Source organism: Streptomyces luteogriseus, assembly GCF_014205055.1.
GTDB lineage: Bacteria > Actinomycetota > Actinomycetes > Streptomycetales > Streptomycetaceae > Streptomyces > Streptomyces luteogriseus.
The window spans coordinates 6,228,426-6,250,363 of the sequence record NZ_JACHMS010000001.1 but is presented as its reverse complement, the minus strand read 5'-3'; the positions used below and the strand labels follow the sequence as shown (position 1 = coordinate 6,250,363).

At 70.6% G+C, this 21,938-nt stretch carries 23 protein-coding genes and 2 pseudogenes; 14 read left to right on the top strand and 11 right to left on the bottom strand.

The annotated features are described in order from the left end of the window. Window positions 1–40: 40 nt before the first annotated feature. Both BJ965_RS27810 and BJ965_RS27805 read left to right on the top strand, forming a co-directional pair. Window positions 41–754 carry a haloacid dehalogenase type II gene (locus tag BJ965_RS27810; protein ID WP_184912123.1) on the top strand — a complete coding sequence of 238 codons (714 nt, stop codon included), beginning with the start codon at window positions 41–43 and terminating at the stop codon, window positions 752–754. A 14-nt stretch (window positions 755–768) separates the two neighbouring features. Continuing rightward, window positions 769–1,345, top strand: a pseudogene (locus tag BJ965_RS27805) (O-methyltransferase). Window positions 1,346–1,400: 55 nt separating this feature from the next. Here BJ965_RS27805 and BJ965_RS27800 read toward each other — a convergent pair. The 4 genes from BJ965_RS27800 to BJ965_RS27785 form a co-directional block, all read right to left on the bottom strand. After that, window positions 1,401–2,618: an MFS transporter gene (locus tag BJ965_RS27800; RefSeq protein ID WP_184912121.1), complete on the bottom strand. Its 1,218-nt coding sequence runs from the start codon at window positions 2,616–2,618 to the stop codon at window positions 1,401–1,403. A 136-nt stretch (window positions 2,619–2,754) separates the two neighbouring features. Beyond that, a complete protein-coding gene (locus BJ965_RS27795) occupies window positions 2,755–3,807 on the bottom strand; it encodes an endonuclease/exonuclease/phosphatase family protein (RefSeq protein ID WP_184912119.1) in 1,053 nt (350 codons plus the stop codon). 224 nt (window positions 3,808–4,031) lie between these two features. Further along, window positions 4,032–4,682: a TetR/AcrR family transcriptional regulator gene (locus tag BJ965_RS27790; protein WP_184912117.1), complete on the bottom strand. Its 651-nt coding sequence runs from the start codon at window positions 4,680–4,682 to the stop codon at window positions 4,032–4,034. Window positions 4,683–4,751: 69 nt separating this feature from the next. Further along, entirely contained in the window at window positions 4,752–6,353 is a 1,602-nt protein-coding gene (locus BJ965_RS27785) for an MFS transporter (RefSeq protein ID WP_184912115.1), read from the bottom strand. Window positions 6,354–6,582: 229 nt separating this feature from the next. On the opposite strand from BJ965_RS27785, the gene panB reads away from it, so the two are divergent. The 5 genes from panB to BJ965_RS27760 all read left to right on the top strand — a co-directional run bounded on the left by panB (window position 6,583) and on the right by BJ965_RS27760 (window position 10,988). After that, window positions 6,583–7,458 carry a 3-methyl-2-oxobutanoate hydroxymethyltransferase gene (gene panB / locus BJ965_RS27780; protein ID WP_184912113.1) on the top strand — a complete coding sequence of 292 codons (876 nt, stop codon included), beginning with the start codon at window positions 6,583–6,585 and terminating at the stop codon, window positions 7,456–7,458. Window positions 7,459–8,040: 582 nt separating this feature from the next. After that, the gene (locus BJ965_RS27775; RefSeq protein WP_184912111.1) at window positions 8,041–8,445 is read left to right on the top strand and encodes a hypothetical protein; all 405 of its coding nucleotides are present in this window, start codon (window positions 8,041–8,043) and stop codon (window positions 8,443–8,445) included. An 84-nt stretch (window positions 8,446–8,529) separates the two neighbouring features. After that, entirely contained in the window at window positions 8,530–9,510 is a 981-nt protein-coding gene (locus BJ965_RS27770) for a hypothetical protein (RefSeq protein WP_184912108.1), read from the top strand. A gap of 127 nt (window positions 9,511–9,637) precedes the next feature. Then, window positions 9,638–9,982: a hypothetical protein gene (locus BJ965_RS27765; protein ID WP_184912106.1), complete on the top strand. Its 345-nt coding sequence runs from the start codon at window positions 9,638–9,640 to the stop codon at window positions 9,980–9,982. Window positions 9,983–10,187: 205 nt separating this feature from the next. Continuing rightward, window positions 10,188–10,988, top strand: a complete 801-nt coding sequence (locus tag BJ965_RS27760) for a site-2 protease family protein (RefSeq protein WP_184912104.1) — start codon at window positions 10,188–10,190, stop codon at window positions 10,986–10,988. A 4-nt stretch (window positions 10,989–10,992) separates the two neighbouring features. Here BJ965_RS27760 and BJ965_RS27755 read toward each other — a convergent pair whose 3' ends face one another. The 3 genes and pseudogenes from BJ965_RS27755 to BJ965_RS39565 all read right to left on the bottom strand — a co-directional run. Beyond that, window positions 10,993–11,172 carry a hypothetical protein gene (locus BJ965_RS27755; protein WP_030837294.1) on the bottom strand — a complete coding sequence of 60 codons (180 nt, stop codon included), beginning with the start codon at window positions 11,170–11,172 and terminating at the stop codon, window positions 10,993–10,995. 83 nt (window positions 11,173–11,255) lie between these two features. Beyond that, complete coding sequence (npdG, locus tag BJ965_RS27750; RefSeq protein WP_184912102.1) at window positions 11,256–11,975, bottom strand: NADPH-dependent F420 reductase; 720 nt, start codon at window positions 11,973–11,975, stop codon at window positions 11,256–11,258. A 38-nt stretch (window positions 11,976–12,013) separates the two neighbouring features. Continuing rightward, window positions 12,014–12,406: pseudogene (locus BJ965_RS39565) on the bottom strand (sialidase family protein); the annotation flags it as partial. 198 nt (window positions 12,407–12,604) lie between these two features. Between BJ965_RS39565 and BJ965_RS27745 the strand changes: the two are divergent. Next, entirely contained in the window at window positions 12,605–13,207 is a 603-nt protein-coding gene (locus BJ965_RS27745; RefSeq protein ID WP_184912099.1) for a hypothetical protein, read from the top strand. Between the two features lie 81 nt (window positions 13,208–13,288). On the opposite strand, the gene BJ965_RS27740 is transcribed toward BJ965_RS27745, so the two are convergent. After that, window positions 13,289–13,522 (bottom strand): hypothetical protein, encoded by a 234-nt coding sequence (locus BJ965_RS27740; RefSeq protein WP_184912097.1) that lies wholly within the window; start codon window positions 13,520–13,522, stop codon window positions 13,289–13,291. Window positions 13,523–13,580: 58 nt separating this feature from the next. Between BJ965_RS27740 and map the strand changes: the two genes are divergently transcribed. Further along, entirely contained in the window at window positions 13,581–14,438 is an 858-nt protein-coding gene (gene map, locus BJ965_RS27735; protein ID WP_184912094.1) for a type I methionyl aminopeptidase, read from the top strand. A 105-nt stretch (window positions 14,439–14,543) separates the two neighbouring features. After that, window positions 14,544–15,191: a biliverdin-producing heme oxygenase gene (locus BJ965_RS27730; RefSeq protein ID WP_184912092.1), complete on the top strand. Its 648-nt coding sequence runs from the start codon at window positions 14,544–14,546 to the stop codon at window positions 15,189–15,191. Between the two features lie 72 nt (window positions 15,192–15,263). On the opposite strand, the gene BJ965_RS27725 is transcribed toward BJ965_RS27730, so the two are convergent. Both BJ965_RS27725 and BJ965_RS27720 read right to left on the bottom strand, forming a co-directional pair. Continuing rightward, window positions 15,264–15,473: a hypothetical protein gene (locus tag BJ965_RS27725; protein ID WP_184912089.1), complete on the bottom strand. Its 210-nt coding sequence runs from the start codon at window positions 15,471–15,473 to the stop codon at window positions 15,264–15,266. A 98-nt stretch (window positions 15,474–15,571) separates the two neighbouring features. Beyond that, window positions 15,572–16,216, bottom strand: coding sequence for a PhzF family phenazine biosynthesis protein (locus BJ965_RS27720; RefSeq protein ID WP_184912088.1), 645 nt, complete (start codon window positions 16,214–16,216; stop codon window positions 15,572–15,574). A 164-nt stretch (window positions 16,217–16,380) separates the two neighbouring features. Between BJ965_RS27720 and efeO the strand changes: the two genes are divergently transcribed. The 4 genes from efeO (at window position 16,381) to BJ965_RS27700 (ending at window position 21,004) form a co-directional block, all read left to right on the top strand. Beyond that, window positions 16,381–17,529 carry an iron uptake system protein EfeO gene (efeO, locus tag BJ965_RS27715; RefSeq protein ID WP_184912086.1) on the top strand — a complete coding sequence of 383 codons (1,149 nt, stop codon included), beginning with the start codon at window positions 16,381–16,383 and terminating at the stop codon, window positions 17,527–17,529. A gap of 2 nt (window positions 17,530–17,531) precedes the next feature. Then, entirely contained in the window at window positions 17,532–18,767 is a 1,236-nt protein-coding gene (gene efeB / locus BJ965_RS27710; RefSeq protein ID WP_184912084.1) for an iron uptake transporter deferrochelatase/peroxidase subunit, read from the top strand. 4 nt (window positions 18,768–18,771) lie between these two features. Continuing rightward, window positions 18,772–19,605 carry an iron uptake transporter permease EfeU gene (gene efeU, locus BJ965_RS27705; protein WP_184912082.1) on the top strand — a complete coding sequence of 278 codons (834 nt, stop codon included), beginning with the start codon at window positions 18,772–18,774 and terminating at the stop codon, window positions 19,603–19,605. Between the two features lie 406 nt (window positions 19,606–20,011). Next, the gene (locus tag BJ965_RS27700) at window positions 20,012–21,004 is read left to right on the top strand and encodes a hypothetical protein (RefSeq protein WP_184912079.1); all 993 of its coding nucleotides are present in this window, start codon (window positions 20,012–20,014) and stop codon (window positions 21,002–21,004) included. Between the two features lie 37 nt (window positions 21,005–21,041). Here the strand turns inward: BJ965_RS27700 and BJ965_RS27695 are convergent, their stop codons facing one another. Further along, complete coding sequence (locus BJ965_RS27695) at window positions 21,042–21,785, bottom strand: bifunctional DNA primase/polymerase (protein ID WP_184912077.1); 744 nt, start codon at window positions 21,783–21,785, stop codon at window positions 21,042–21,044. Between the last annotated feature and the right edge of the window lie 153 nt (window positions 21,786–21,938).

Here is a 21,938-nt window from a genome sequence, read left to right as displayed (position 1 = left end):
TACCCCTGCGGCGGTCGTCGGACGAAACCCGGGAGAACGCATGGCGGAGATCCGCGGCATCGAGGTCGTCGTCTTCGACGTCCTCGGCACCATGGTCGACGAACCCGGCGGCCTACGCGCGGCCGTTCAGGAAGCGGCACGGCTGCCCGACCCGGCGGCCGCCGACGCGCTCGTCGCCCTGTGGCAGCAGCACGGCGAGCAGGAGCAGGAACGCATCCGGCGGGGGCAGCGCCCGTACGCGAGCTCCGAGGTCCTCGACGCAGAGGCCGCCCGGCTCGTGGCCGACCGCGCCGGAGTCACCGATCCGGGGGCCGTCGCCCGGCTGGCCACGGCGGGGCGGCGCCTGCCCCCGTGGCACGACTCCGCCGCCGGGCTGGAGCGGCTCGCCCGGCAGTTTCCCGTGCTCGGGCTGTCCAACGCCGGCCGCACGGCCCTGCTGCACCTCAACGCGCATGCCGGGCTGCGCTGGCATCAGGCCCTGTCCGCCGAGGCGGCCCGGGCCTACAAGCCGGCGCCGGAGGTGTACCGACTCGCCCTCGACAGCGCCGGATGCCCGCCGGAGCGCGTGCTGATGGTGGCCGCCCACGCCTGGGACCTGCGCGGTGCGCAGGCGGCCGGCATGCGCACCGCCTACGTGCACCGCCCGGTCGGGGACCCGCCCGCGGACTCCGACGACTTCGACGGGCGGTTCGGCGAACTCGGTGAACTGATCAGCGCGCTGACGGACGGCCAGGTAGCGTCGGATCCGTCCTGAAGGGGGGTCCGGTCATGAGTGAGCGCGCTGTTCCGGCGCGGGTGCTGGCCGCCGAACGCCTCGCCGCCGAGGCGGGGTTCGAGAAGAGCTGCATCGCGGAGGTCGGCAGGCTGCTGAGGACGGCCGCCGCTTCCAAGCCCGGCGGGGTCGTCGCCGAGAGCGGCACCGGGTCGGGGGTGGGGACCGCCTGGCTGCACAGCGGACTCGGCGACGGTGCGCGGCTCGTCACCGTGGAGCGGGACGAGGGGCTGGCCCGGCGGGCCGCCGGGGTCTTCGCCGACGACGGCCGCGTCAGCGTCCTCACCGGCGACTGGCGGCTGCTCGAACAGCACGCCCCGTTCGACGTGTTCTTCTGCGACGGCGGCGGCAAGCGGGATGCTCCGGGACGGGTCGTCGAACTGCTCGCCCCCGGGGGGGATCCTCGTCCTGGACGACTTCACCCCGTCGGCCGAGTGGCCGCCCCGGTTCGAGGGCGCGGTGGACGAACTGCGCCTGTTCTACCTGACCCATCCGGAGCTGGACGCCACCGAAGTCCTCACCACGCCCACCAGTTCGGCGGTCGTCGCGGCGCGGCGCGGGGCGCCCCGGTAGACGCGGCGGCGGCCCGCGGGAGGTGATCCCACGGGCCGCCGCCCACCGGAAACCGTCAGTGGTGCACGGCTTCCGCCTCCTGCGGGACGTGGCTCGCCACGATCCGCTCGCGTCCGGCGACCGGAGCCCGGCGCCGGTCCACCGCGTAGGCCAGCGACGCCACGGCCAGGCCGAGGACGGCCAGGCCCACACCGGCCAGGGCCGGGGAGGTGACGCCGAAGCCCGCGGCCAGCGCGAGGCCGCCGATCCAGGCACCGCCCGCGTTGGCCAGGTTGAAGGCGGCCTGGTTGGCGGAGGAGGCCAGGGACGGGGCCGAGGAGGCCTTCTCCATGACCATCAGCTGGAGCGGGGAGCCGGTGGCGAAGGCCGCCATGCCGAGCAGGATCACGGCCACGGCGGCCGTGAGCTCCGTGCGCATCAGCAGCGGGAACAGTGCCAGCACCGCCACCAGCGCGGTCAGGCCGCCGAACAGCGTGCCGCGCAGCGAGTGGTCGGCCAGCCGGCCGCCCAGCAGGTTGCCGGCGGTCGCGCCGACCCCGAACAGCGCCAGCAGCAGGGTGACGCTGGCGCCGGCGAAGCCGGCGGCGTCCGTGAGCATCGGCGTGATGTAGCTGTAGGCCGCGAAGAGCGCGCCGAAGCCCGCGACGGTGGTGCCGAGCGACAGCCAGACCGGGAGGGAGCGCAGCGCGGCGAGTTCTCCGCGCAGGCCCTGGGCGGTGGTGTGCTCGTGGTCGCGCGGGATGAGGAACGCGAGCGCGGCGATCGCCGCCAGGCCGATGGCGCTGACGCCGAGGAAGGTCGCCCTCCAGCCGAGGTTCTGCCCCATGAGGGTGGCGACCGGCACGCCCAGGACGTTCGCGACCGTGAGGCCGAGGAACATCAGCGAGACCGAGCGCGCCTTGCGTTCGGGGGCGACCATGTTCGTCGCGACGACGGCGCCCACGCCGAAGAAGGCGCCGTGCGGCAGACCGCTCAGGAAGCGGGCGGCCAGCAGCCAGCCGTTGTCGGGCGCGAGGGCCGACAGGGCGTTGCCCACGACGAACAGTCCCATCAGGCCGATCAGGACCGTGCGCCGGGACATCCTGGCGGTGACCGCGGCCAGCAGCGGGGCGCCGATGACGACGCCCAGCGCGTACGCCGACACGAGGTGGCCGGCGCTGGGTATCGAGATGTTCAGGTCGTCCGCGACATCGGGCAGCAGCCCCATCATCACGAACTCGGTCGTACCGATGCCGAAGGCGCCCACGGCGAGGGCGAGCAGGGCCAGGGGCATGAATGAGCCTTTCGAGACTTGCTTGGAGATCCGTACGCGTATGTTCAAGTACGGAACAAAGTCTCGCAGGCGCGCTATTCCACGAGGTGACGCCTCGGCTGCGGATTTCTGTCGGCAGTGCCCTGACCAGCGGGTTTCAGGAGCCGCTTGTGGTGACCCTCACACGGGCCGCGACCGGCAGATGGTCGCTTCCCGTCTCCGGGAGAGTCCACGAGCTCTCCGGCTTCAGGCCCCGGACCATGATCTGGTCGATGCGCGCCATCGGGAACGACGCGGGCCAGCTGAAGCCGAAACCGCTGCCGGCCGCGCCCTGCGTCGAGCGCATCTGGGAGGTGACGGCGTTGAGCGCGCGGTCGTTCATCGTGCCGTTGAGGTCGCCGAGCAGGACGACGTCCTTCAGCGGCTCGTGGGCGATGGCCTCGCCCAGGTAGTCGGCGCTGCGGTCGCGCTGGCGGGCCGTGAAGCCGGCCTCCATCTTCACGCGCACGGACGGCAGATGGGCGACGTAGACCGCCAACTGCCCGGACGGGGCTGTCACGGTGGCGCGCATGGCGCGCGTCCAGCCCATGTCGAGGTTCACGTCCCGCACGCCGCTCAGCGGGTACTTGCTCCACACGCCGACCGTGCCCTGCACCGAGTGGTAGCGGTACGTCGACGCCAGCGCCTTCTCGTACGTGGGGACCGCGGCCGGCGTCAGTTCCTCCAGGGCCAGCACGTCCGCGCCGGAGGCGGCCACGTCACGGGCGGTGCCGGTCGGGTCGGGGTTGTCGGCGTTGACGTTGTGCGTGACCACCGTGAGGTCGCCGCCGGTCGCGGACTTGTCGCTGAGCTGGCCGCCGAAGAGGTTCAGCCAGACCACGGACGGCAGCACCAGCGCGATCAGCGCGGTCGCGGACCTGCGGACCAGGGCGAGGACGAGCAGCACCGGGACGAGGAGCCCCAGCCAGGGCAGGAACGTCTCGATGAGGCTGCCCAGGTTGCCGATCGTGTTGGGGATGCGCGAGTGCAGCACCATGACCAGGGCCAGCAGCACCGCGCAGGCGGTGACGAGCAGTCCGCGCCGCCAGATCCGGGGGTCGCCCCGCCAGGGGCCCGCCAGCCGTTCGAACAGGCGCCGAAGCCGGGTTCCCCGGTGCTCGGGCCCCGAGCCGCCGTTGTCCGTCTCCGTCATGTACGCCTGCTGGGCCATACCGTCGCCTCACTGCCTGCCGTGCACACCATCGCCCCCGTGTCCTTACGACCCTAGGGGATGATCTGTTCCGTTCCCGCCGTCCTCCGACGGCCGTACGGGGGCGATGACGTTCGAGTCCCCGCGGGGAGTTCCGGTCAGGCCCGCCGAAAGCGCCCTCTGTGACGAAACGCGCACACTGGCGCCGTGGGCAGGCAGCGCTTGCCCGTTGAGGAGCGGTGGCACTAGGAGTGGCCCGGGCCCGATCTGACGGACGGTGAGCCGCCGGGCCGCAGCCCTTCGAGCAGGGTGTCGACGACCTGCTCGGCGAGGTCGTCGGGGAGGTCGGCGTCGGGGCGCAGCACGGCGCGTACGAGGACCGGGCCGACGAACAGGTCGTTCAGCAGTTCGAGGTCGAGGTCCGTGCGCAGTTCGCCGTTCTCCCGGCCGCGGCGCAGGACCTCCAGGCCGAGCCGGCGGCGCGGGGCGACGACGGTGGCGTGGTAGGCCGCCCAGAGCTTCGGACTGCTCTTCATCTGGGCCTGCACGCTGTGCAGGATCGCCGAGGAGCGGTTGGCCAGGCCGCGCCGGCGCACCTGCTCCAGCAGGACCACGAGGTCGTCACGCATGGAGGTGCCGGGCAGCGGCGGGTCCGGAGGCTCCGCGGCGCGCACGACGTCGACGAAGAGCTCCTCCTTGCCGCTCCAGCGGCGGTAGATGGTGGCCTTGCCGACGCCGGCGGTGCGGGCGATGCGCTCGATGGACAGCTCCGCGAGGGGCACGCCCTCCTCCAGGAGCCTCATCACGCCCTCGATGATGGCGCGCTCGACGGCCTCGCTTCTGGGGCGGCCCCTCACGGGTCCGCCGTGCGGGGGGTGCCGTTCGGCGAGGCTCACGTCGCTGCGTCCTTCCTGACGGGGTGGGGACCTTCTCCGGCTGCGCGGATGGTCAATTCTCCCGCGGGCCTACGCCTCCGTGCGCGACAACTCCTTCTCTCCCTCCTCCTGCCGGGGTGCCGACGGCCTGCCCGGCAGGAACAGCGCCACGACGACCGCGCCGATCAGGGCGATGCCCGCACCCCACAGGGCGGTGGTGTGCATCGCGTGCAGGAACGCGTCGTAGGCCGGGGTGATGAGGGACTCGCCCCGCGGGCCGAGCTTGTCCGCGACGCCGAGCGTGGCCTCGATGGACTCCCCGGCGGTGTGCCGCAGGGCCGGGGGCAGGACGCCGAGCTTGTCCTCGATGCCCGTGCGGTACGCCGTGGACAGCACCGAGCCGAGCACGGCGATGCCGAGGGCGCCACCGACCTGCCGGAAGGTGTTGCTGAGCGCGGAGGCGGAGCCGGCCTTCTCGCGGGGCAGGGCCTGCATGATGACGACGCTGACCGGCGTCATGATGTGCGCCATGCCGGCGCCCATCAGGAAGAAGATCACTTCCAGGATCCAGATGGGCGTGTCCGCGTCCAGGGTGGCGAAGGCGGCCAGCATGGCGGCGATGACGACCATGCCGGCCGTGGTCGTGACCCGGTTGCCGAAGCGGTCGACCACCAGCCGGGCCCGCGGCGCGAAGATCAGCTGGGCGGCGGCCAGCGGCAGCATCAGCAGACCGGTCTGCAGCGGCGAGTAGCCGCGCACGCTCTGCGTGTAGAAGACGGCGAAGAACGTCACGCCCATCAGCGCGAAGAAGACCAGCGCGATGGCGGCGATGGCGGCCGAGAAGACCTTGTCCTTGAAGTACGTGACGTCTATCGACGGGTGGTCGCTGCGCTTCTCGAACACGACGAAGGCGACGAGCACGGCGAGTCCGGCGCCGATGGTCGCCAGCACCGTCACGTCGGTGAAGTCGGCGAGCTGGCCGCCCTTGATGATGCCGTAGACGAGCAGCACCAGGCCGACGACGGACAGCACGACGCCGACGGGATCGATCCGGCCCGGGTGCGGATCGCGCGAGTCGGGCACCAGCCAGAGCATCAGCACGAGCCCGAGCACAACGATCGGCACGTTGACGAGGAAGACCGAGCCCCACCAGAAGTGGTCGAGCAGGACACCGCCGGTGATCGGGCCGATGGCGACGGCGAGGCCGACGCCGCCCGCCCAGATGCCGATGGCCTTGGCCTGCTCCTCACGCTCGAAGACGTTCATGAGGACGGCGAGGGTGGCGGGCATGACGAACGCGGCGCCCAGGCCCATCACGGCCCGGAAGGTGATCAGCTCGCCCGGTGAGCCGGAGAACGCGGCGAGCGCGGAGCCGAGGCCGAACACGGCGAGACCGCCGATCAGCACCTTCTTGCGGCCCAGCCGGTCGCCGAGCAGCCCGGCGGTGAACAGCAGGCCGGCGAAGACGAGGGTGTAGGCGTTGATCGCCCATTCCAGCTCGCTCTGGGTGGCGCCGAGGCCGGTGGGGGCCGGGGTGGAGATCGTCTTGATGGCGACGTTCAGGATCGAGTTGTCGAGCACGACGATCAGCAGGCTGAGCATCAGCACGCCGAGGATCGCCCAGCGGCGCCGGTGCACCGCTTCCGGTACGCGCGGGCCGGTGGGGGCGGCCGGGTCGGCAGGAGGAGTCATGTGTCCGAGCCTAGAACCCTTTCGATACGAGACCGTCTCGTATTGGAATTCTCTTACCAGGATCTTACGCGGCTTCCGCCTCCGGCCCCGGGGCGAAACGCGCGAACGCGTCCCCGCGGGGCGGAACTCACAGGGGCTCCCCTAGCCCTCGATGACACGAGGTGCCACCATGGACGTGGTCCGGGGACGCCGTCAGGGCGCCTCGAGATGACGTGTTAGGAGCCGTGCAATGACGCAGCTTCCGGCTGCCCAGACTGCTCAGACGAAGCCCTCCGACGGCGGCAGGGCGCTGTACGGGGGCAAGGGCACCCGCCGTATCACCGTGCGGGACATCGCCGCCGCCAAGGAGCGTGGCGAGAAGTGGCCGATGCTCACCGCGTACGACGCGATGACCGCGTCCGTCTTCGACGAGGCCGGCATCCCGGTGATGCTCGTCGGCGACTCGGCGGGCAACTGCCACCTCGGGTACGAGACGACCGTGCCCGTCACCCTCGACGAGATGACGATGCTGTCGGCGGCGGTGGTACGGGGCACCTCCCGTGCCCTGATCGTCGGCGACCTGCCCTTCGGCTCCTACCAGGAGGGTCCGGTGCAGGCGCTGCGCTCGGCGACCCGGCTGGTGAAGGAGGCCGGCGTGCAGGCGGTGAAGCTGGAGGGGGGCGAGCGGTCGCACGAACAGATCCGGCTGCTCGTCGAGTCCGGCATCCCGGTCATGGCGCACATCGGCCTGACCCCCCAGTCGGTCAACGCGATGGGCTACCGCGTGCAGGGCCGGGGCGAGGAGGCGGCCCAGCAACTGCTGCGGGACGCGAAGGCCGTGCAGGACGCGGGCGCGTTCGCGGTGGTGCTGGAACTGGTCCCCGCGGAGCTCGCCGCCGAGGTGACGCGGGTGCTGCACATCCCGACCGTCGGGATCGGGGCCGGCCCCGAGACCGACGCGCAGGTACTGGTGTGGACCGACATGCTGGGCCTGACCGGCGGGCGCGTGCCGAAGTTCGTGAAGCAGTACGCCAACCTGCGTGAGGTCATGGGGAGCGCGGTGAAGGCGTTCGCCGACGAGGTCGTCGGCGGAACGTTCCCGCAGGAGGAGAACTCCGTCCACTAGAGAGCCACAGCGGTACCACGAACAGCCCGTCGGCCTTCCCCCAGCCGACGGGCTGTTCCCTTTTGCATCCATCGACGCCCTCCGGCACGTCCCATCGGTCACACTTCCAGCAGAATGACCGATTTTGATCCTCACTGAAATCTGAGCTTCATCTGAGCTAATTGGCATTGATCAGCGCATCAAAGTCGCGCATAATTGATCCCGTCAGCACCGATCCGTAAATTCAAGGGGGAAACGGGGAAGGGTGCGGTCACACGAGCTGACCACTCGTGCAGTGACCCGCCATGACGCCAGCGCGTCATCATCTGAGCAATCATCGCATTCAACGAAGCGTCCGATTCTTTCTGCGCTCCGCAGGCTCATCACGCCCAAATCCGGCCCATTGCTCACACGTGGCCGCGGCGTTCAGTCCTGCCCGAACTGACTGCTCTTTTCCTGTGCGCAGCGACCTGCCGCATGCTCTTTTCCGTGCGCAGCGACCTGCCGCATGCGGGCAGCAGGAAACTAGGCGGCTGCATGCGCAGAAATCACCACCAGGACCTTCCGTGTACCTCATCGGTACAAAACAACAAGGAGAATGAAATGCGTACCATCCTCCGCAAGGCCAGTTTCGCATTCGCCGGCGCTGCGGCCGCAGCCACGCTCATCATCGGTGCCGGTACCGCGTCCGCCAGCCAGGACGGTCCCAAGGTGGAGAACCCCAACGGCTCCGCTTCCGCCTGGTTCCAGGCGAACGGTGACACGTTCTGGGTCGGCGACTGGAAGAAGGACGGCTACTCCACCGCCGCGGTCTGGGCTGTGATGACGCCGTGCGGCGGCCTGAACCCGCCGTGCCCGAACTTCGCTCCCAACAAGAAGGGCGGCGGCACCGGTGTGCCGGTCAAGTACGACCTGAGCGAGAACCTGCCCCTCCGTTACCGCGCCTGCACGGTCGACAAGCACAACAACCTGAAGTCGTGCTCCGACCTCACGTCCGCCGTCTCGTAACGGACGACGCGCTACGCAGGGGCCCGCGCCGGCACAGCGGGCGGGCCCCTGTTCCCGGAGCGAGCAAGGAGAGGAACCGAGCAGGTGAGAAAACTCGTACGCATCGGAATGGCCACGGTCGGCTTCTTTTCTTGCGCCGCCATCTATGGATGCTCAGCTCCTGAAAAGCCACAGGAACCGGAATCTCATCGGGAGATTGCGAGGATCTCCTCGCTCAGTGAGGTGCACGCGCCGCTCAACCGGTACTTCCAGACCGCGCAAGAGGACTCCATCATCGTGAAGGCCCGGTCAAGGCTGGCGGGGCAGTGCATGAAGCGCTACGGGCTCCCGCGGCAGACCGAGTTGACCGACCCGGTCACCGATATGATCCGAAATCCCGTGCCCCTCCATCTCTCCGAGCGCGACGCGGTCAGGTACGGATACCGGGCGCCCAGCACGATGGTGTCGACGCCGTCCGCAACGGACGGGAACAGCAAGCCTCGTGCGTTGACGGCGAGCGAACGCAGGACGGTCGACGCGGTGATGAACGGATGGGCGAACACACCGCGGAAACAGGCTCTGCGCAGTTACCAGGGCCATCCGGTGAGTCGGACCGGCTGCATCGGGGAGTCCGATGCCCGGCTCATGGCGCACACGACGCGGCCTCGCATCAACGGCGATCAAGAGGTCACTTCCTCGACCGAGATCATGAACCTGGTACTGAACCTCAAGTCCCGGGCCGCGGAAAAGGTGGAGGGCGACCCTCGCTATCGGGCCATGGTTTCTTCCTGGGCCTCGTGCATGCGGAAGTCAGGTCACCCGTACGACACGCCTTCAGACGCGCGAACCGCGGCCTCGGAAACAGCCCCGACGGCCTCTGGAACCCTGTCCGAGCAAGAGCGGAAGATCGCTCGTTCGGACGCCTCCTGCCAGCAGAAGGTGAACTATCTGGGAGTCACCGGCCACCTCGTCGAGCGCTACCAGGAAAAGATCGTGGAAGAGTACCGGGACACCATGGCCGACGTGCGGAAGAACATCGACCAGCGGGTGGCCAAGGCGAAGAAGATCAACGAAAGAGCCGCTTGACGTGCCGGTGATCGATGACGCGTCACGGAGCGGCTCGGACTCGGAAGCTTCCAGCCGTCGGACGAGGCACCGCGTGGCTCCGCCGAAACCGTGCTCGACCTGACTCCTGCTCGAGCACACTCCCGCCTTGCCCGGCGAACCCGCGACCGAGCAAGTGCTCACGCTGCCGGTGTCACTTGGTGAGCGCCGCGGATTCGTTCTCCTCGGCGCGCGGCGACTGCCCGCGGAGGGACGGCAGTTCACGGACATGTACGCCGAGTTCGTGGACTCGCGGGGCGGCACTGAGCGCCGCTTGACCGGGTTCCGCTTCCGTGTCGATCCGTCGAACGATCTCGCTCGTGAACTCGCACAGTACGGACTGGCGGTGCGGGGCAGCCACCACGATCCGTACGCGGCGCCCAGCCCGCAACCGATGCCCTTCGCAGCGAGGGAGCTCGTGGTCGCGGAAGCCTCCGCCCGAGACCGAGGCTGAGGGTGAGGCTTCGCATGGGCAGGTCCGCGCCCGCTGGACCGAACAGGGCAGCGGTCGCAGGCGCAGAGGCCGAGAGGGAAAGCACTCACGGCCGGCAGCACCCGCCCTCCTCCGCGCCCCTCCGTTCTGGGACACTCACAGGGCCCTTGCCAGCGCAGTACACGGTCGGAGTTCACCTCGGCCGCACGTCCCGGGGAGCCTCACCATGACCACCGCCACCACCCGCCACAGCGAGCGACGGATCAGTCCCGTGTTCGTCGGGATCGTCGCCGTGACGGCGGTCACGGGATGGGCGACCTGGACCGGGTTCGCCGAGCAGCCCGGTGTCGCCGTGTTCCTGTTCGTGACGGCGGCGTGGATCGTCTCGCTGTGCCTGCACGAGTACGCGCACGCGCGCACCGCCCTGCACAGCGGCGACATCTCCATCGGCGCGAAGGGCTATCTGACCCTCAACCCACTGAAGTACACGCACGCCCTGCTCAGCATCGTGCTCCCGGTGATCTTCGTGATCATGGGTGGCATCGGACTGCCCGGCGGTGCCGTGTTCATCGAGCGGAACCGGATCCAGGGGCGCTGGAAGCACAGCCTGATCTCGGCCGCCGGTCCGCTGACGAACGTGCTGTTCGCCCTCGTGTGCACCGCCCCGTTCTGGCTGGACGCGCTGGACGGCGTGCCGAACGACTTCCGGTTCGCGCTGGCGTTCCTCGCGCTGCTCCAGGTGACGGCCGCGCTGCTGAACTTCCTGCCGGTGCCGGGCCTGGACGGCTACGGCGTGATCGAGCCGTGGCTGTCGTACGGCATCCGGCGCCAGGTGGAGCCGTTCGCGCCGTTCGGCCTGCTGTTCGTGTTCGCGCTGCTGTGGCTGCCGGCGGTGAACGGCGTCTTCTTCGACGTGATCGACACGATCCTGAAGTCCCTCAACATCAGCGACTTCGAGACGTACTGCGGTCAGGAGCTGTACCGCTTCTGGCAGGGCTCGAACGAGTTCTGCTCGGCGGCCCCGTGACGGGTCAGCCGGTGACGGACTTCTGCTGCCTGGCGCGCTTGACGTAGTACCAGCACATGTTGGACGACAGGCCCGCCAGCAGCACCCACACGATCCCCAGGAAGCTGCCCCGCGTGAAGGAGACGACGGCGGCGGCCACGGAGAGGACGCAGACGATCAGGGCGTAGAGGGCGAGGCGGGGCATGACGGTCGGCTCCTGTCGGGGGACACTTCTGGCACAGCTGGTATGGCTGGTGCCGTCCAGTGTCCCCCATGGAGCTCACCGGCTCACACGTCGGTGACGCGGAGCCCGGCGTGCGCCTTGTAGCGGCGGTTCACGGAGATCAGGTTCGCCACCAGCGACTCCACCTGGTGGGCGTTGCGCAGCCGCCCGGCGAAGATGCCGCGCATGCCCGGGATGCGCCCGGCCAGGGCCTGGACGGTCTCCACGTCCGCGCGGACCTCTCCGAGCACCATCACATCGGTGTCGATCTCGTCGATCTCCGGGTCCTGGAGCAGCACGGCCGACAGGTGGTGGAAGGCGGCGGTGACCCGGGAGTCCGGCAGCAGGGCGGCGGCCTGCTCGGCGGCGCTGCCCTCCTCCGGCTTGAGGGCGTAGGCGCCCTTCTTGTCGAAGCCGAGCGGGTTGACGCAGTCGACGACGAGCTTGCCGGCCAGTTCCTCGCGCAGGGATTCGAGGGTCTTGCCGTGTCCGTCCCACGGCACGGCGACGATCACGATGTCGCTGCGGCGCGCGGTCTCGGCGTTGTCGGCGCCCTCGACGCCGTGGCCGAGTTCCTCGGCGGTCGCCCGGGCGCGGTCGGCGGCCCGCGAGCCGATGATCACCTTCTGGCCGGCCTTGGCGAGCCGGTAGGCCAGGCCCTTGCCCTGCGGCCCGGTTCCGCCGAGCACCCCGACCACGAGTCCGGAGACGTCGGGCAGGTCCCAGGGGTCCTTGGCGGGCGCCTTCTGGGCGTTGTCGGTGGCAGCACTGTCGGTAGAGGTCATGGCCCCGACTCTACGACCGCGCCGCCGGCCCGGACGGCTCAGGTCTCGTACAGCAGGCCCACGGTGTCCGGGTCGTCCGTACGAGATCCGAGTACGCGGCGGGCAGTCCGTCCACCGTGTGCGCCGGGCGCCAGGTGGTGCCGCCGTCAGTGGAGGCGCGGATCGTCATCAGGGCGCGGAAGTCCGGGTCGGCGGGGCCGGCGTACAGGAGCAGGCCGGAGTCGCGGAGCTGGAGGACGGCGGCCTCGCAGACGGGGCGGTGCGTCCGGCCTGCGGGCGGAAGGACTTCACCAGGGCCCGTCCGCCGTCGGCCGAGAAGGCGTCGGCCCGGGTGCCGGGCGAGGGCGAGTCGTATCGGGTGTTGAAGCAGACGCGGCTGTCGGGGAGTTCGGCGGAGTGGTCTCGTCGGCGTTGATGTGGCCCTCGGTGTCGTCGTCGACGCAGCCGATCCGCCAGGGAAACCGGCGTACCCCTCCTGCCCGGCGCGGAAGGGGACGCTGGTCTCGGTCATCGGCGGGCTGCTCCGGCCGTTCGACGGCGGTACGGATGACCGGTCGGCCTACCCAGCGCGGGCGAATACGGGGTGAACTCCACGTCACGGGTGACCGGTCGGGGCAGGATGCGTTCCCATGGACGCGGTACGGGTGGCGCTGTTGCGGGAAGTGCTCGCCGGGACGGAGTGGCTGGGAGCCACCCGCCGGTTCGCCGGGGCGCTGCGCGGCTCGGTGGTGTCGCACGGGGGCGGACTGCTGCTCGTCGGCACCCCGGAGTACGAGCCGTGGCACCTCGCCGCGCACCTGGTGGACGAGGCGGCCTGGTCGGGCACGCCGGAGCTGGCCCCGACACTGGTGCGGCACGACGCGCGCCCCTCGGATCCGGCGCACCTGGCGGTCGGTCTGGGACGGCTGGAGGCGGCCCGGCGGGGCGAGACGCTGCTGGTGGTCGCGCCCGAGACGCCCGCCGCACCACTCCTGGAACGGGTGTCCGACGCCCGTCGCGCCGGAGCGACGGTCCTGGCCCTCGGCCCCTGCCAGGGGGAGCTCCCGTCCCTGGCGCACGAGGCCCTGGCCGTCCCGGACGGCTCGGAACTGGACCTCGACACGGTGCAGCACCTGGTCAGCGCGGCGGCCGGGGAGAACGCCCTGCCGGCCCCGCGGGGGCGGCGCCGCCTGCGGGACCGGGTGGCGCGGCTGGCGGAGCACCTGACGGCACCGCCGCCGGCCCGCTGGTGACGTCCGGGCGTCCCGCCGCCGGCCTCGAGTCACCCCGGACATCACGAACGCCCGGGGCGGCGGCCCCGGGCGTCGGCCGGATCAGCTCTCGTCGTCCCGGCTGCCCGCCGGGGCGTCGTGCCACTTGGGGTCGTTCTCCCACTGGAGGTTGCGCTCGCGGGCGGTCGCCATCGCGTGTTCGGCCTCCGTGCGGGAGGCGTACGGCCCGAACCGGTCCTTGCCGGGGCAGTCCGGCCCCTCCTCGACCTTCTGGTGCTCCAGGCAGTAGTACCACTCACCCGGCTTGCCGACCGTGCGCTTCTTGAACAGGGCCATGACCAGCTCCTCTCGCCATCGACATGTTCCCCCATCGCCGCTGGTTAGACTCGCTGGCATGTCTGGCCAGTCGCTGCTCGTCCCAGGGGAGCTGTCCCCCACCCGTTCCGTGCCCGGAAACATCCGTCGCCCCGAGTACGTCGGCAAGCCCGCGCCGACGCCGTACACCGGACCGGAGGTGCAGACGCCCGAGACCGTCGAGGCGATGCGCGTGGCCGGCCGGATCGCGGCCCGGGCGATGGCGGAGGCCGCGAAGCTGATCTCCCCCGGGGTGACCACGGACGAGCTGGACAGGGTCGCGCACGAGTACATGTGCGACCACGGCGCCTACCCCTCGACGCTGGGCTACCGCGGCTTCCCGAAGTCGCTGTGCACGAGCGTCAACGAGGTCATCTGCCACGGCATCCCGGACTCGACGGTGCTGCGCGACGGCGACATCGTCAACCTCGACGTGACGGCGTACATCGGCGGCGTGCACGGCGACAACAACGCCACCTACCTGGTGGGTGACGTCGACGAGGAGTCGCGGCTGCTGGTGGAGCGGACCCGGGAGTCCCTGGAGCGGGCGATCAAGGCGGTCAAGCCGGGCCGGCAGATCAACATCATCGGCCGGGTCATCGAGTCCTACGCCAAGCGCTTCGGCTACGGAGTGGTCCGGGACTTCACCGGGCACGGCATCAACTCGTCGTTCCACTCGGGCCTGATCATCCCGCACTACGACAGCCCGCACGCGACGACGGTGATCCAGCCCGGCATGACGTTCACGATCGAGCCGATGCTGACGCTCGGGACGCACGAGTACGACATGTGGGACGACGGCTGGACGGTCGTCACGAAGGACCGGAAGCGGACGGCCCAGTTCGAGCACACGCTGGTGGTGACGGACTCGGGCGCGGAGATCCTCACGCTGCCGTAACCCCACCCCCCGCACACCCCCGCACGGCCCGCTCTCCCACCGAGGGCGGGCCGCGTCGTTCCGGCACGGAGGTTTTACCGACAGCCCGTCGGGAAAAGTGTGCGCATGGAATCCTTCTCGACGCTCCTTCGGACCGCTTCCCGTGAGCAGCACGAGGAGGCCAGGGGCTCGACCTTCATCGGCGACCTGCTGGGGCACAGGCTGGGGGTCGAGGCGTTCGCGCGCTACACGGAGCAGCTGTGGTTCGTGTACGGCGCGCTGGAGTCCGGCGCCCGGCAGCTGGTCGCGGACCCGGTGGCCGGCCCCTTCGTCCGTCCCGAGCTGTTCCGCCTGACGGCGCTGGAACGGGACCTGGAGCACCTGCGCGGCCCCGGCTGGCGGACGGCGGTCAGCGCGCTGCCGGCCACCCTGGAGTACGCGGAACGGATCACGGCGTGTGCCCGCACCTGGCCGGCCGGTTACATCGCCCACCACTACACCCGCTACCTGGGCGACCTCTCCGGCGGGCAGATCATCCGCGACACGGCCGAGAAGACATGGGGTTTTCCGAAGAAGGGCGACGGAGTCCGCTTCTACGTCTTCGAGGAGATCGACAACCCGGCCGCCTTCAAGCGGACCTACTGCGAGCTGCTGGACGCGGTGCCCGGAGGCGAGCTGGAGCGGCAGCGGATCGTGGCCGAGTGCAAGCGGGCGTACGGGCTGAACAACGCGATGTTCGAGGCGCTGGGCGAGGAGTTCCCCCTGACGGCGTGAACGGGCGGGGCCCCCTCGCGCGCGGCGAGGGGGCCCCGGTGCCGGCTCGGCGAAGAGCCGCGCCCGTCCTGCTCAGATGTCGAACGGACCGTTGTGGCAGACGGCCCCGCCCCACTCGATCTCGGCGGTCTCGGCCTCGAGCTCACCGAAGTACGGGCTGCACGCCACGTGGTGGTCGTTGCGGTACTCCTGACCGTCATCGTTGGCGGAGGCCGCCGCCGCACCGGTGGCGGACAGGGCGGCGGTCAGGGCGACGACGGCCAGAGCGGATCGAATGCGCATGAGATTCCTCTCGCGGTGGTGCTTGGTCACGCCCAGAGGTCCCCGTTCGCCGCCGCCCACACACGCTGTTCCACCCGTACGGACGCGCTCCACCCGGGTCAGCGCTCGAGGTGGACCCGGCCGCCGACCTCGGTCCATCCGCCCGGCTGGGGCGCGGTGAGGATCTGGGAGCCCGCGCCCTGGGTGATGTTGAGGGCCCGGCCCAGCCGGTCGGTGAGCAGCAGGGCCGCGGCACCGGTCGCCTCGTCCTCGTCGATGCCGTCACCCCGGCCGGGGAAGGCCCGGGCCCGGATCCGCCCGGCGGGCTCGTCCTCCCACGCCCAGGCGTACACCCACTCCCCCGGCGGCGGCACGGTCAGGTCGTCGACCTCGGCGGCGCTGCCGTACCGGCGCAGCGTCCGCGGCGGCACCCACTCCGCCCGCGCCTCGATCCAGCAGAACTCGCCGTCCTGCCGGGCTCCGACCACTCCCGCGGGTGTGACCAGCTCGGGCACGTCGAGCAGCCACGCCGTCCCGACGCAGGGGTGCCCGGCGAAGGGCAGCCGCAGCGTGGGCGTGTAGATGTCGATCACTCCGCGCTCGGGGTCGTCGACGAACACGGTCTCGCTGAATCCGACCTTCGCGGCGAACGCCTGCCGCTCCTCCCGCTCCGGCAGCACGGACCCTTCACGCACGACGCCGAGCTCGTTGCCGTACCCACCGTTCGGTCCGCAGAAGACGCGGAGCACGTCGTAATCAGTCACGAGGGGCATTCTCGCCGGTCAAGGGCGTGCGCCGGTGAGGCAGGGGGCGCGAGGAGACCCTTGACCGTCCCTTGACTCAATCGTGACGGCGATTTTGAGCCACTTAGGCCATCCTTATATGCTGCCGTTAGGTGAGCCTCACCTTCCTCTATCCTGGAGCCTCCATGCGACCCGCTCGTCCCGCTTCCGTCGTCATCGCCGCAGCGGCGGCCCTGGCCGCCGTCACCGGCTGCACCGAGAAGAGCGACGCCAAGGACGGCGACCACGTGATCAACGTGACGGCGACGGACGACAAGTGCCAGGTGTCGAAGAAGGAGTTCCCGGCCGGGCACATCGAGCTGGCCGTGGAGAACAAGGGCTCCAAGGTCACCGAGGTCTACGTCCTCTTCCCCGACGACCGTGTGGTCACCGAGCGGGAGAACATAGGTCCCGGCACCAAGCAGCGGGTCACCGCCGAGGTGAAGGCCGGCGACTACCAGATCGCCTGCAAGCCCGGCATGAAGGGCGACGGCATCCGCCAGGCCGTCAAGGCCACCGGCGGCAAGGCCGTCCAGCGCGACCCGCGCCTGGACAAGGCCGTCGCCGCCTACCGCGCCTACGCGCAGGCGCAGGCCGACGAGACGCTGCCGAAGGCCGAGGCGTTCGCCGAGGCCGTCAAGGACGGCGACCTCGAGGCGGCGAAGAAGGCCTACGCCCCCTCCCGCATCGGCTGGGAGCGCACCGAGCCGGTCGCCGAGTCCTTCGGCGACATCGACCCCAAGGTCGACGTCCGTGAGGACGGCCTGGAGGACGGCCAGGACCCGGCCACCGACTGGACGGGCTGGCACCGTCTGGAGAAGGCCCTCTGGCAGGACAAGAAGATCGGCGACCGCGAGAAGGACCTCGCCGACCTGCTGATCAAGGACCTGAAGGACTGGCAGAACCGGGTCGGCAAGGCCGAGATCACCCCCACTTCCATGGCCAACGGCGCCAAGGAACTCCTCGACGAGGTCGCCACCGGCAAGGTCACCGGCGAGGAGGAGCGCTACTCGCACACCGACCTGGTCGACTTCAAGGCCAACGTGGAGGGCGCGCGGAAGTCCTACGACCTGCTGAAGCCGGTCGCCAAGGAGAACGACGCGGCCCTCGTCACCGAACTCGACGAGCAGTTCGCGGCCCTGGACAAGCTGCTCGACCAGTACCGCCCGAACCCGACGTCGTACGACTTCACCTCCTACGACAAGGTCGGCAAGGCCGACCGCAAGGAGCTCTCGGACGCGGTCAACGCTCTGGCGGAGCCGCTGTCGAAGCTCGCCGCGGCCGTGGTGAAGTAGCCATGACGGACACCAACTCCCCCTCCCCCAGCCGCCGTTCCCTGCTCGGCTGGGGCGGCGCGGGCCTGGCGCTCGGCGCGGCCGCGGCAGGCGGCGCGGTGGCGATGGCCCGCACCGAGGACGACACCGAACCGGCCGGCTCGGCGATCGCCTTCCACGGCCCGCACCAGGCGGGCATCGCCACCCCGGTGCAGGACCGCCTGCACTTCGCCGCGTTCGACGTGACGACCGACGACCGTGAGGCCTTCGTCCAGCTGCTGAAGGACTGGACGGCGGCCGCCCGGCGCATGACGGCCGGACATGCCGTCGGCGAGGGCGCGTTCGGCGGCCTGGCCGAGGCGCCCCCGGACGACACCGGCGAGGCCCTCGGTCTGAAGCCCTCCCGCCTGACCCTCACGATCGGCTTCGGCCCGTCCCTGTTCGAGAAGTTCGACCTCGCGGACCGCCGCCCGGAGGCCCTGGTCGACCTGCCGAAGTTCGCGGGCGACAACCTGGACAAGAACCGCAGCGGCGGTGACCTGTGCATCCAGGCCTGCGCCGACGACCCCCAGGTCGCGGTCCACGCCGTCCGCAACCTGGCCCGCATCGGCTTCGGCAAGGTCGTCATCAAGTGGTCGCAGCTCGGCTTCGGCAAGACCTCCTCCACCACGCCCGAGGCACAGACACCGCGCAACCTGATGGGCTTCAAGGACGGCACCCGCAACATCGCGGGCACGGAGACGGACCGCCTGAAGAAGTTCGTCTGGGTGGACGAGAAGGACGAACCGGCCTGGATGGCGGGCGGCAGCTACCTCGTGGCCCGCCGCATCCGCATGCACATCGAGACCTGGGACCGCACCTCGCTGCAGGAGCAGGAGGACATCTTCGGCCGCGACAAGGGCGAGGGCGCCCCGGTCGGCAAGGCCAAGGAGCGCGACGAGCCGTTCCTGAAGGCGATGAAGCCCGACGCGCACGTCCGGCTCGCGCACCCCGACACCAATCACGGGGCGACGATCCTGCGCCGCGGCTACTCCTTCACCGACGGCACGGACGGCCTAGGCCGCCTGGACGCGGGCCTGTTCTTCCTGGCCTACCAGCGGGACGTCCGCAAGGGCTTCATCCCGATCCAGCGCAGCCTGGCCACGGACGCGCTCAACGAGTACATCCAGCACGTGGGTTCGGCCCTCTTCGCCGTCCCGCCGGGCGTCCGCGACAAGGACGACTGGTGGGGCCGGACGCTGTTCTCGAAGGAGGCCTGAGCCCGTGTTCTCCAACTACCTGATCGGTCTGCGCGAGGGCCTGGAGGCGAGCCTGGTCGTCTGCATCCTCATCGCCTATCTGGTCAAGACGGACCGCAGGGACGCCCTGAAGCCGATCTGGGCGGGCATAGCCGTCGCGATCGCCCTCGCGTTCGGCTTCGGCTGCGCCCTCGAATTCGGCTCCCAGGAGCTGACGTTCCAGGCCCAGGAGGCCCTGGGCGGGTCCCTCTCCATCCTCGCGGTCGGCCTGGTGACGTGGATGGTGTTCTGGATGCGCCGCACGGCCCGGCACCTCAAGTCGGAACTGCACGGCCGGCTCGACGCCGCCCTCGCGATGGGCACGGGTGCGCTGGTCGCCACGGCCTTCCTCGCGGTGGGCCGGGAGGGCCTGGAAACGGCCCTGTTCGTCTGGGCGTCGGTCCACGCGGCGAGCGACGGCACGCCCCGCCCCCTGCTCGGCGTCGCCCTGGGCCTCCTCACGGCGGTCCTCCTGGGCTGGCTGTTCTACCGCGGCGCGCTGCGCATCAACCTCGCGAAGTTCTTCACATGGACCGGCGGCATGCTGGTGGTCGTGGCGGCCGGTGTCCTCGCCTACGGCTTCCACGACCTCCAGGAGGCCGACTTCCTGCCCGGCCTCACCGACAAGGCCTTCGACATCTCCGGCACGATCCCTCCGGACAGCTGGTACGGCACCCTCCTCAAGGGCATCTTCAACTTCCAGCCCGACCCCACCACGCTCCAAGTAGCGGTCTGGCTCCTGTACTTGATCCCGACCCTGGCCCTCTTCCTGGCACCGACCCGCACCACGACGCCAACCCCGGTACGCGACAAGGTGTGACACAGCACCGCCCCTGAAGCCGAGGCCGGGTAGGCCCGCAGCCCGGCGGAGCGGGGTGCCGCTCTCCTGGGGACGGGCGCCACCCCTGGCGGGACGCGTGCCCGCAGCGGAAGCGGAAGCCACGACGGGCCCGCATCCGCCGTCGTACTCAAGGGGCCGTGTCGGGGGGTGTCCGCCCGCAGCGGTTGGCGCGTCAACGCCAGTCAGTCGGTATGGAGGTCCATCGCGCCGTTCCGAGGACGGACACCCCCCGGCGCGGCCCCGACCCACCACCCGGCGCAAGGCGAAGGCGCGCACCCCCACCCAGCGCCAGTCGAAGCGGACGACCACCCACCCCACCCCCCGCCCAACCGCCGGAGGCACCCGGTAGGGTTCGCCTCCGGAAAGGGGAAGGTGAAGGTACCCGATGAGCAGGGATCGCGACCCTCGAACGCTCCGCAGGCCCGCCCGGAGCGCCCTCATAGCAGCCTCGGCGACCGCTTTGTCGCTGACGGCCAGTGGATGCGTCGTCGTGCACGGCGAACGGGAGATCCTCCCGTCCACGACCCGCGCCGAAGCCGCCAAGGCCCTCCAGGAGTTCACGGCCGCGTACAACGAGGCCGACAAGGCCTACGACGGCACCCTGGACGCCGACCACACCACCGGCGCCCTCGCCGACATCGACTCGGCCCGCCTCAAGGCCGGGAAGGCGAACAACCCGGACGGCAACCCGAACCACACCCCCCTGACGCTGACGGACGCGAAGTTCACCATCCCCAAGAAGGCCGGCTGGCCCCGCTGGTTCGTCGTCGACGCCGCCGGCAACAAGGGCGGCACCGCCCGCTGGCTCCTGGTGTTCACCCGCAGCAGCCTGGACGACCCGTTCCAGGTGGCGTACCTGACGCTCGTCGCCCCGGGCAAGGTCCCGCAGTTCAAGAAGGACGCCGACGGCTGGGCCGAGTCCGTCCCGGTCACGTCGGCCGGCCTGGCCACCGACCCCGGCGACCTGAGCGGCGCGTACGCGACGTATCTGAAGAGCGGCGGCGCGGCCTTCACGGACGGCGCCCACACCAGCCAGTGGCGTGCCCAGCGCGAGAAGAACGGCAAGAAGCCGGGCATGGTCACCCAGTACATCGACGAGCCGCTGACGAACGGCGACTACGCACCGCTGGGGCTGCGCACGACCGACGGCGGGGCGCTGGTGTTCTTCACCACGCGCCACTACGAGAAGCAGACCGCCTACGCGGGCACGTCCGTCCCCGCCCCGAACAAGGATGTCCTCGCCCTGACGAAGGGCGAGATCAAGCAGTCCCTCACGATGGAGTTCGTCTCCAACGAGGTGGCACTGGACCCCAAGGGCCAGGGCAAGGTGACGATCCTGGGCAGGATCCAGGGCATGACCTCGGCGGAGGGCTCGTAGCCCAGGCAGCCCCGACGGCCAAGTCGCCGACAGGCGATCAGTGCCGCAGCGGCCAGCCCGACCCCGCAGCGTGGTCGGCGTGGCCCTCGTCGGCGTAGCGGCCGCACACCTCCGTGAGCACCTCCAGCAGGCTGAGCGGATCCGGCAGCGCGTGCTCGGGCCCGCGCACCCATCGCACGGCCTGGTCCTCACCGGGCAGCATCGCCGGTGGCACGAGGACGTAGGAGCCCCGGCAGTGCCAGCGCAGCCCGGGGTGTTCGTCCGCCGTCTCGGGGTGGCAGTCCAGCTCGCACGGCCACCACTCGTCCTCGTCCTCGGGCGTACCGCGGGTGAGGGTGAAGAAGAGCAGGCGGCCGTCGTCGCTCTCGGCGACCGGCCCGACCTCGATACCGGCGGCGAGCAGCCGCTCCAACGCGTCGCGACCGGCGTCGAGGGGCACGTCGAGGACGTCGTGCACCATGCCGGTCGCGGTGATGAAGTTGGCCTGCGGCTGATGGCGGGCCCAGCGCTCGATCTGGGCGTGGTCGGTGGTCGATTGCGTCTGCCAGGCGAAGGACACCGGGTGCCGGGCGGGGGTGGGGCAACCGACCCGGTCGCAGGAGCAGCGGTACCCGGCCGCCGGGTGCGCCGCGGGCGCGAGGGGCAGTCCCGCGTCGGCGGCGGCGAGCAGCAGGGCCTCACGGCCGCCGTCCCCGGCGGTCTCCTTCGGCCGGCGCCCGGCGCGCAGCCACTGGGTGAGTTTGCCCTGCAGGCCGCTCCGGCCGCCGAACTCCGCGCTCATCTATCCCCTCGCCTCGCCGTCGTGCCGAACAGCATGCCTCATCGTCCCATCTTCCCGCGCACCGGGGGGCCAGTGCCCACATCCGGGACAGGAGGGACGCAACGTACACCGGGCGTCCGATGGGAGGAGAAACGGCGATCCCCGCTCTCGGCA

What these genes read in the sequence shown, in the direction of transcription:
- BJ965_RS27810 (WP_184912123.1), top strand. Translation starts at nt 41, where the DNA reads ATGGCGGAGATCCGCGGCATCGAGGTCGTCGTCTTCGACGTCCTCGGC.
- BJ965_RS27800 (WP_184912121.1), bottom strand. Translation starts at nt 2,618, where the DNA reads ATGCCCCTGGCCCTGCTCGCCCTCGCCGTGGGCGCCTTCGGCATCGGT.
- BJ965_RS27795 (WP_184912119.1), bottom strand. Translation starts at nt 3,807, where the DNA reads ATGGCCCAGCAGGCGTACATGACGGAGACGGACAACGGCGGCTCGGGG.
- BJ965_RS27785 (WP_184912115.1), bottom strand. Translation starts at nt 6,353, where the DNA reads ATGACTCCTCCTGCCGACCCGGCCGCCCCCACCGGCCCGCGCGTACCG.
- panB (WP_184912113.1), top strand. Translation starts at nt 6,583, where the DNA reads ATGACGCAGCTTCCGGCTGCCCAGACTGCTCAGACGAAGCCCTCCGAC.
- BJ965_RS27775 (WP_184912111.1), top strand. Translation starts at nt 8,041, where the DNA reads ATGCGTACCATCCTCCGCAAGGCCAGTTTCGCATTCGCCGGCGCTGCG.
- BJ965_RS27760 (WP_184912104.1), top strand. Translation starts at nt 10,188, where the DNA reads ATGACCACCGCCACCACCCGCCACAGCGAGCGACGGATCAGTCCCGTG.
- BJ965_RS27755 (WP_030837294.1), bottom strand. Translation starts at nt 11,172, where the DNA reads ATGCCCCGCCTCGCCCTCTACGCCCTGATCGTCTGCGTCCTCTCCGTG.
- npdG (WP_184912102.1), bottom strand. Translation starts at nt 11,975, where the DNA reads ATGACCTCTACCGACAGTGCTGCCACCGACAACGCCCAGAAGGCGCCC.
- BJ965_RS27745 (WP_184912099.1), top strand. Translation starts at nt 12,605, where the DNA reads ATGGACGCGGTACGGGTGGCGCTGTTGCGGGAAGTGCTCGCCGGGACG.
- BJ965_RS27740 (WP_184912097.1), bottom strand. Translation starts at nt 13,522, where the DNA reads ATGGCCCTGTTCAAGAAGCGCACGGTCGGCAAGCCGGGTGAGTGGTAC.
- map (WP_184912094.1), top strand. Translation starts at nt 13,581, where the DNA reads ATGTCTGGCCAGTCGCTGCTCGTCCCAGGGGAGCTGTCCCCCACCCGT.
- BJ965_RS27730 (WP_184912092.1), top strand. Translation starts at nt 14,544, where the DNA reads ATGGAATCCTTCTCGACGCTCCTTCGGACCGCTTCCCGTGAGCAGCAC.
- BJ965_RS27725 (WP_184912089.1), bottom strand. Translation starts at nt 15,473, where the DNA reads ATGCGCATTCGATCCGCTCTGGCCGTCGTCGCCCTGACCGCCGCCCTG.
- efeO (WP_184912086.1), top strand. Translation starts at nt 16,381, where the DNA reads ATGCGACCCGCTCGTCCCGCTTCCGTCGTCATCGCCGCAGCGGCGGCC.
- efeB (WP_184912084.1), top strand. Translation starts at nt 17,532, where the DNA reads ATGACGGACACCAACTCCCCCTCCCCCAGCCGCCGTTCCCTGCTCGGC.
- BJ965_RS27700 (WP_184912079.1), top strand. Translation starts at nt 20,012, where the DNA reads ATGAGCAGGGATCGCGACCCTCGAACGCTCCGCAGGCCCGCCCGGAGC.
- BJ965_RS27695 (WP_184912077.1), bottom strand. Translation starts at nt 21,785, where the DNA reads ATGAGCGCGGAGTTCGGCGGCCGGAGCGGCCTGCAGGGCAAACTCACC.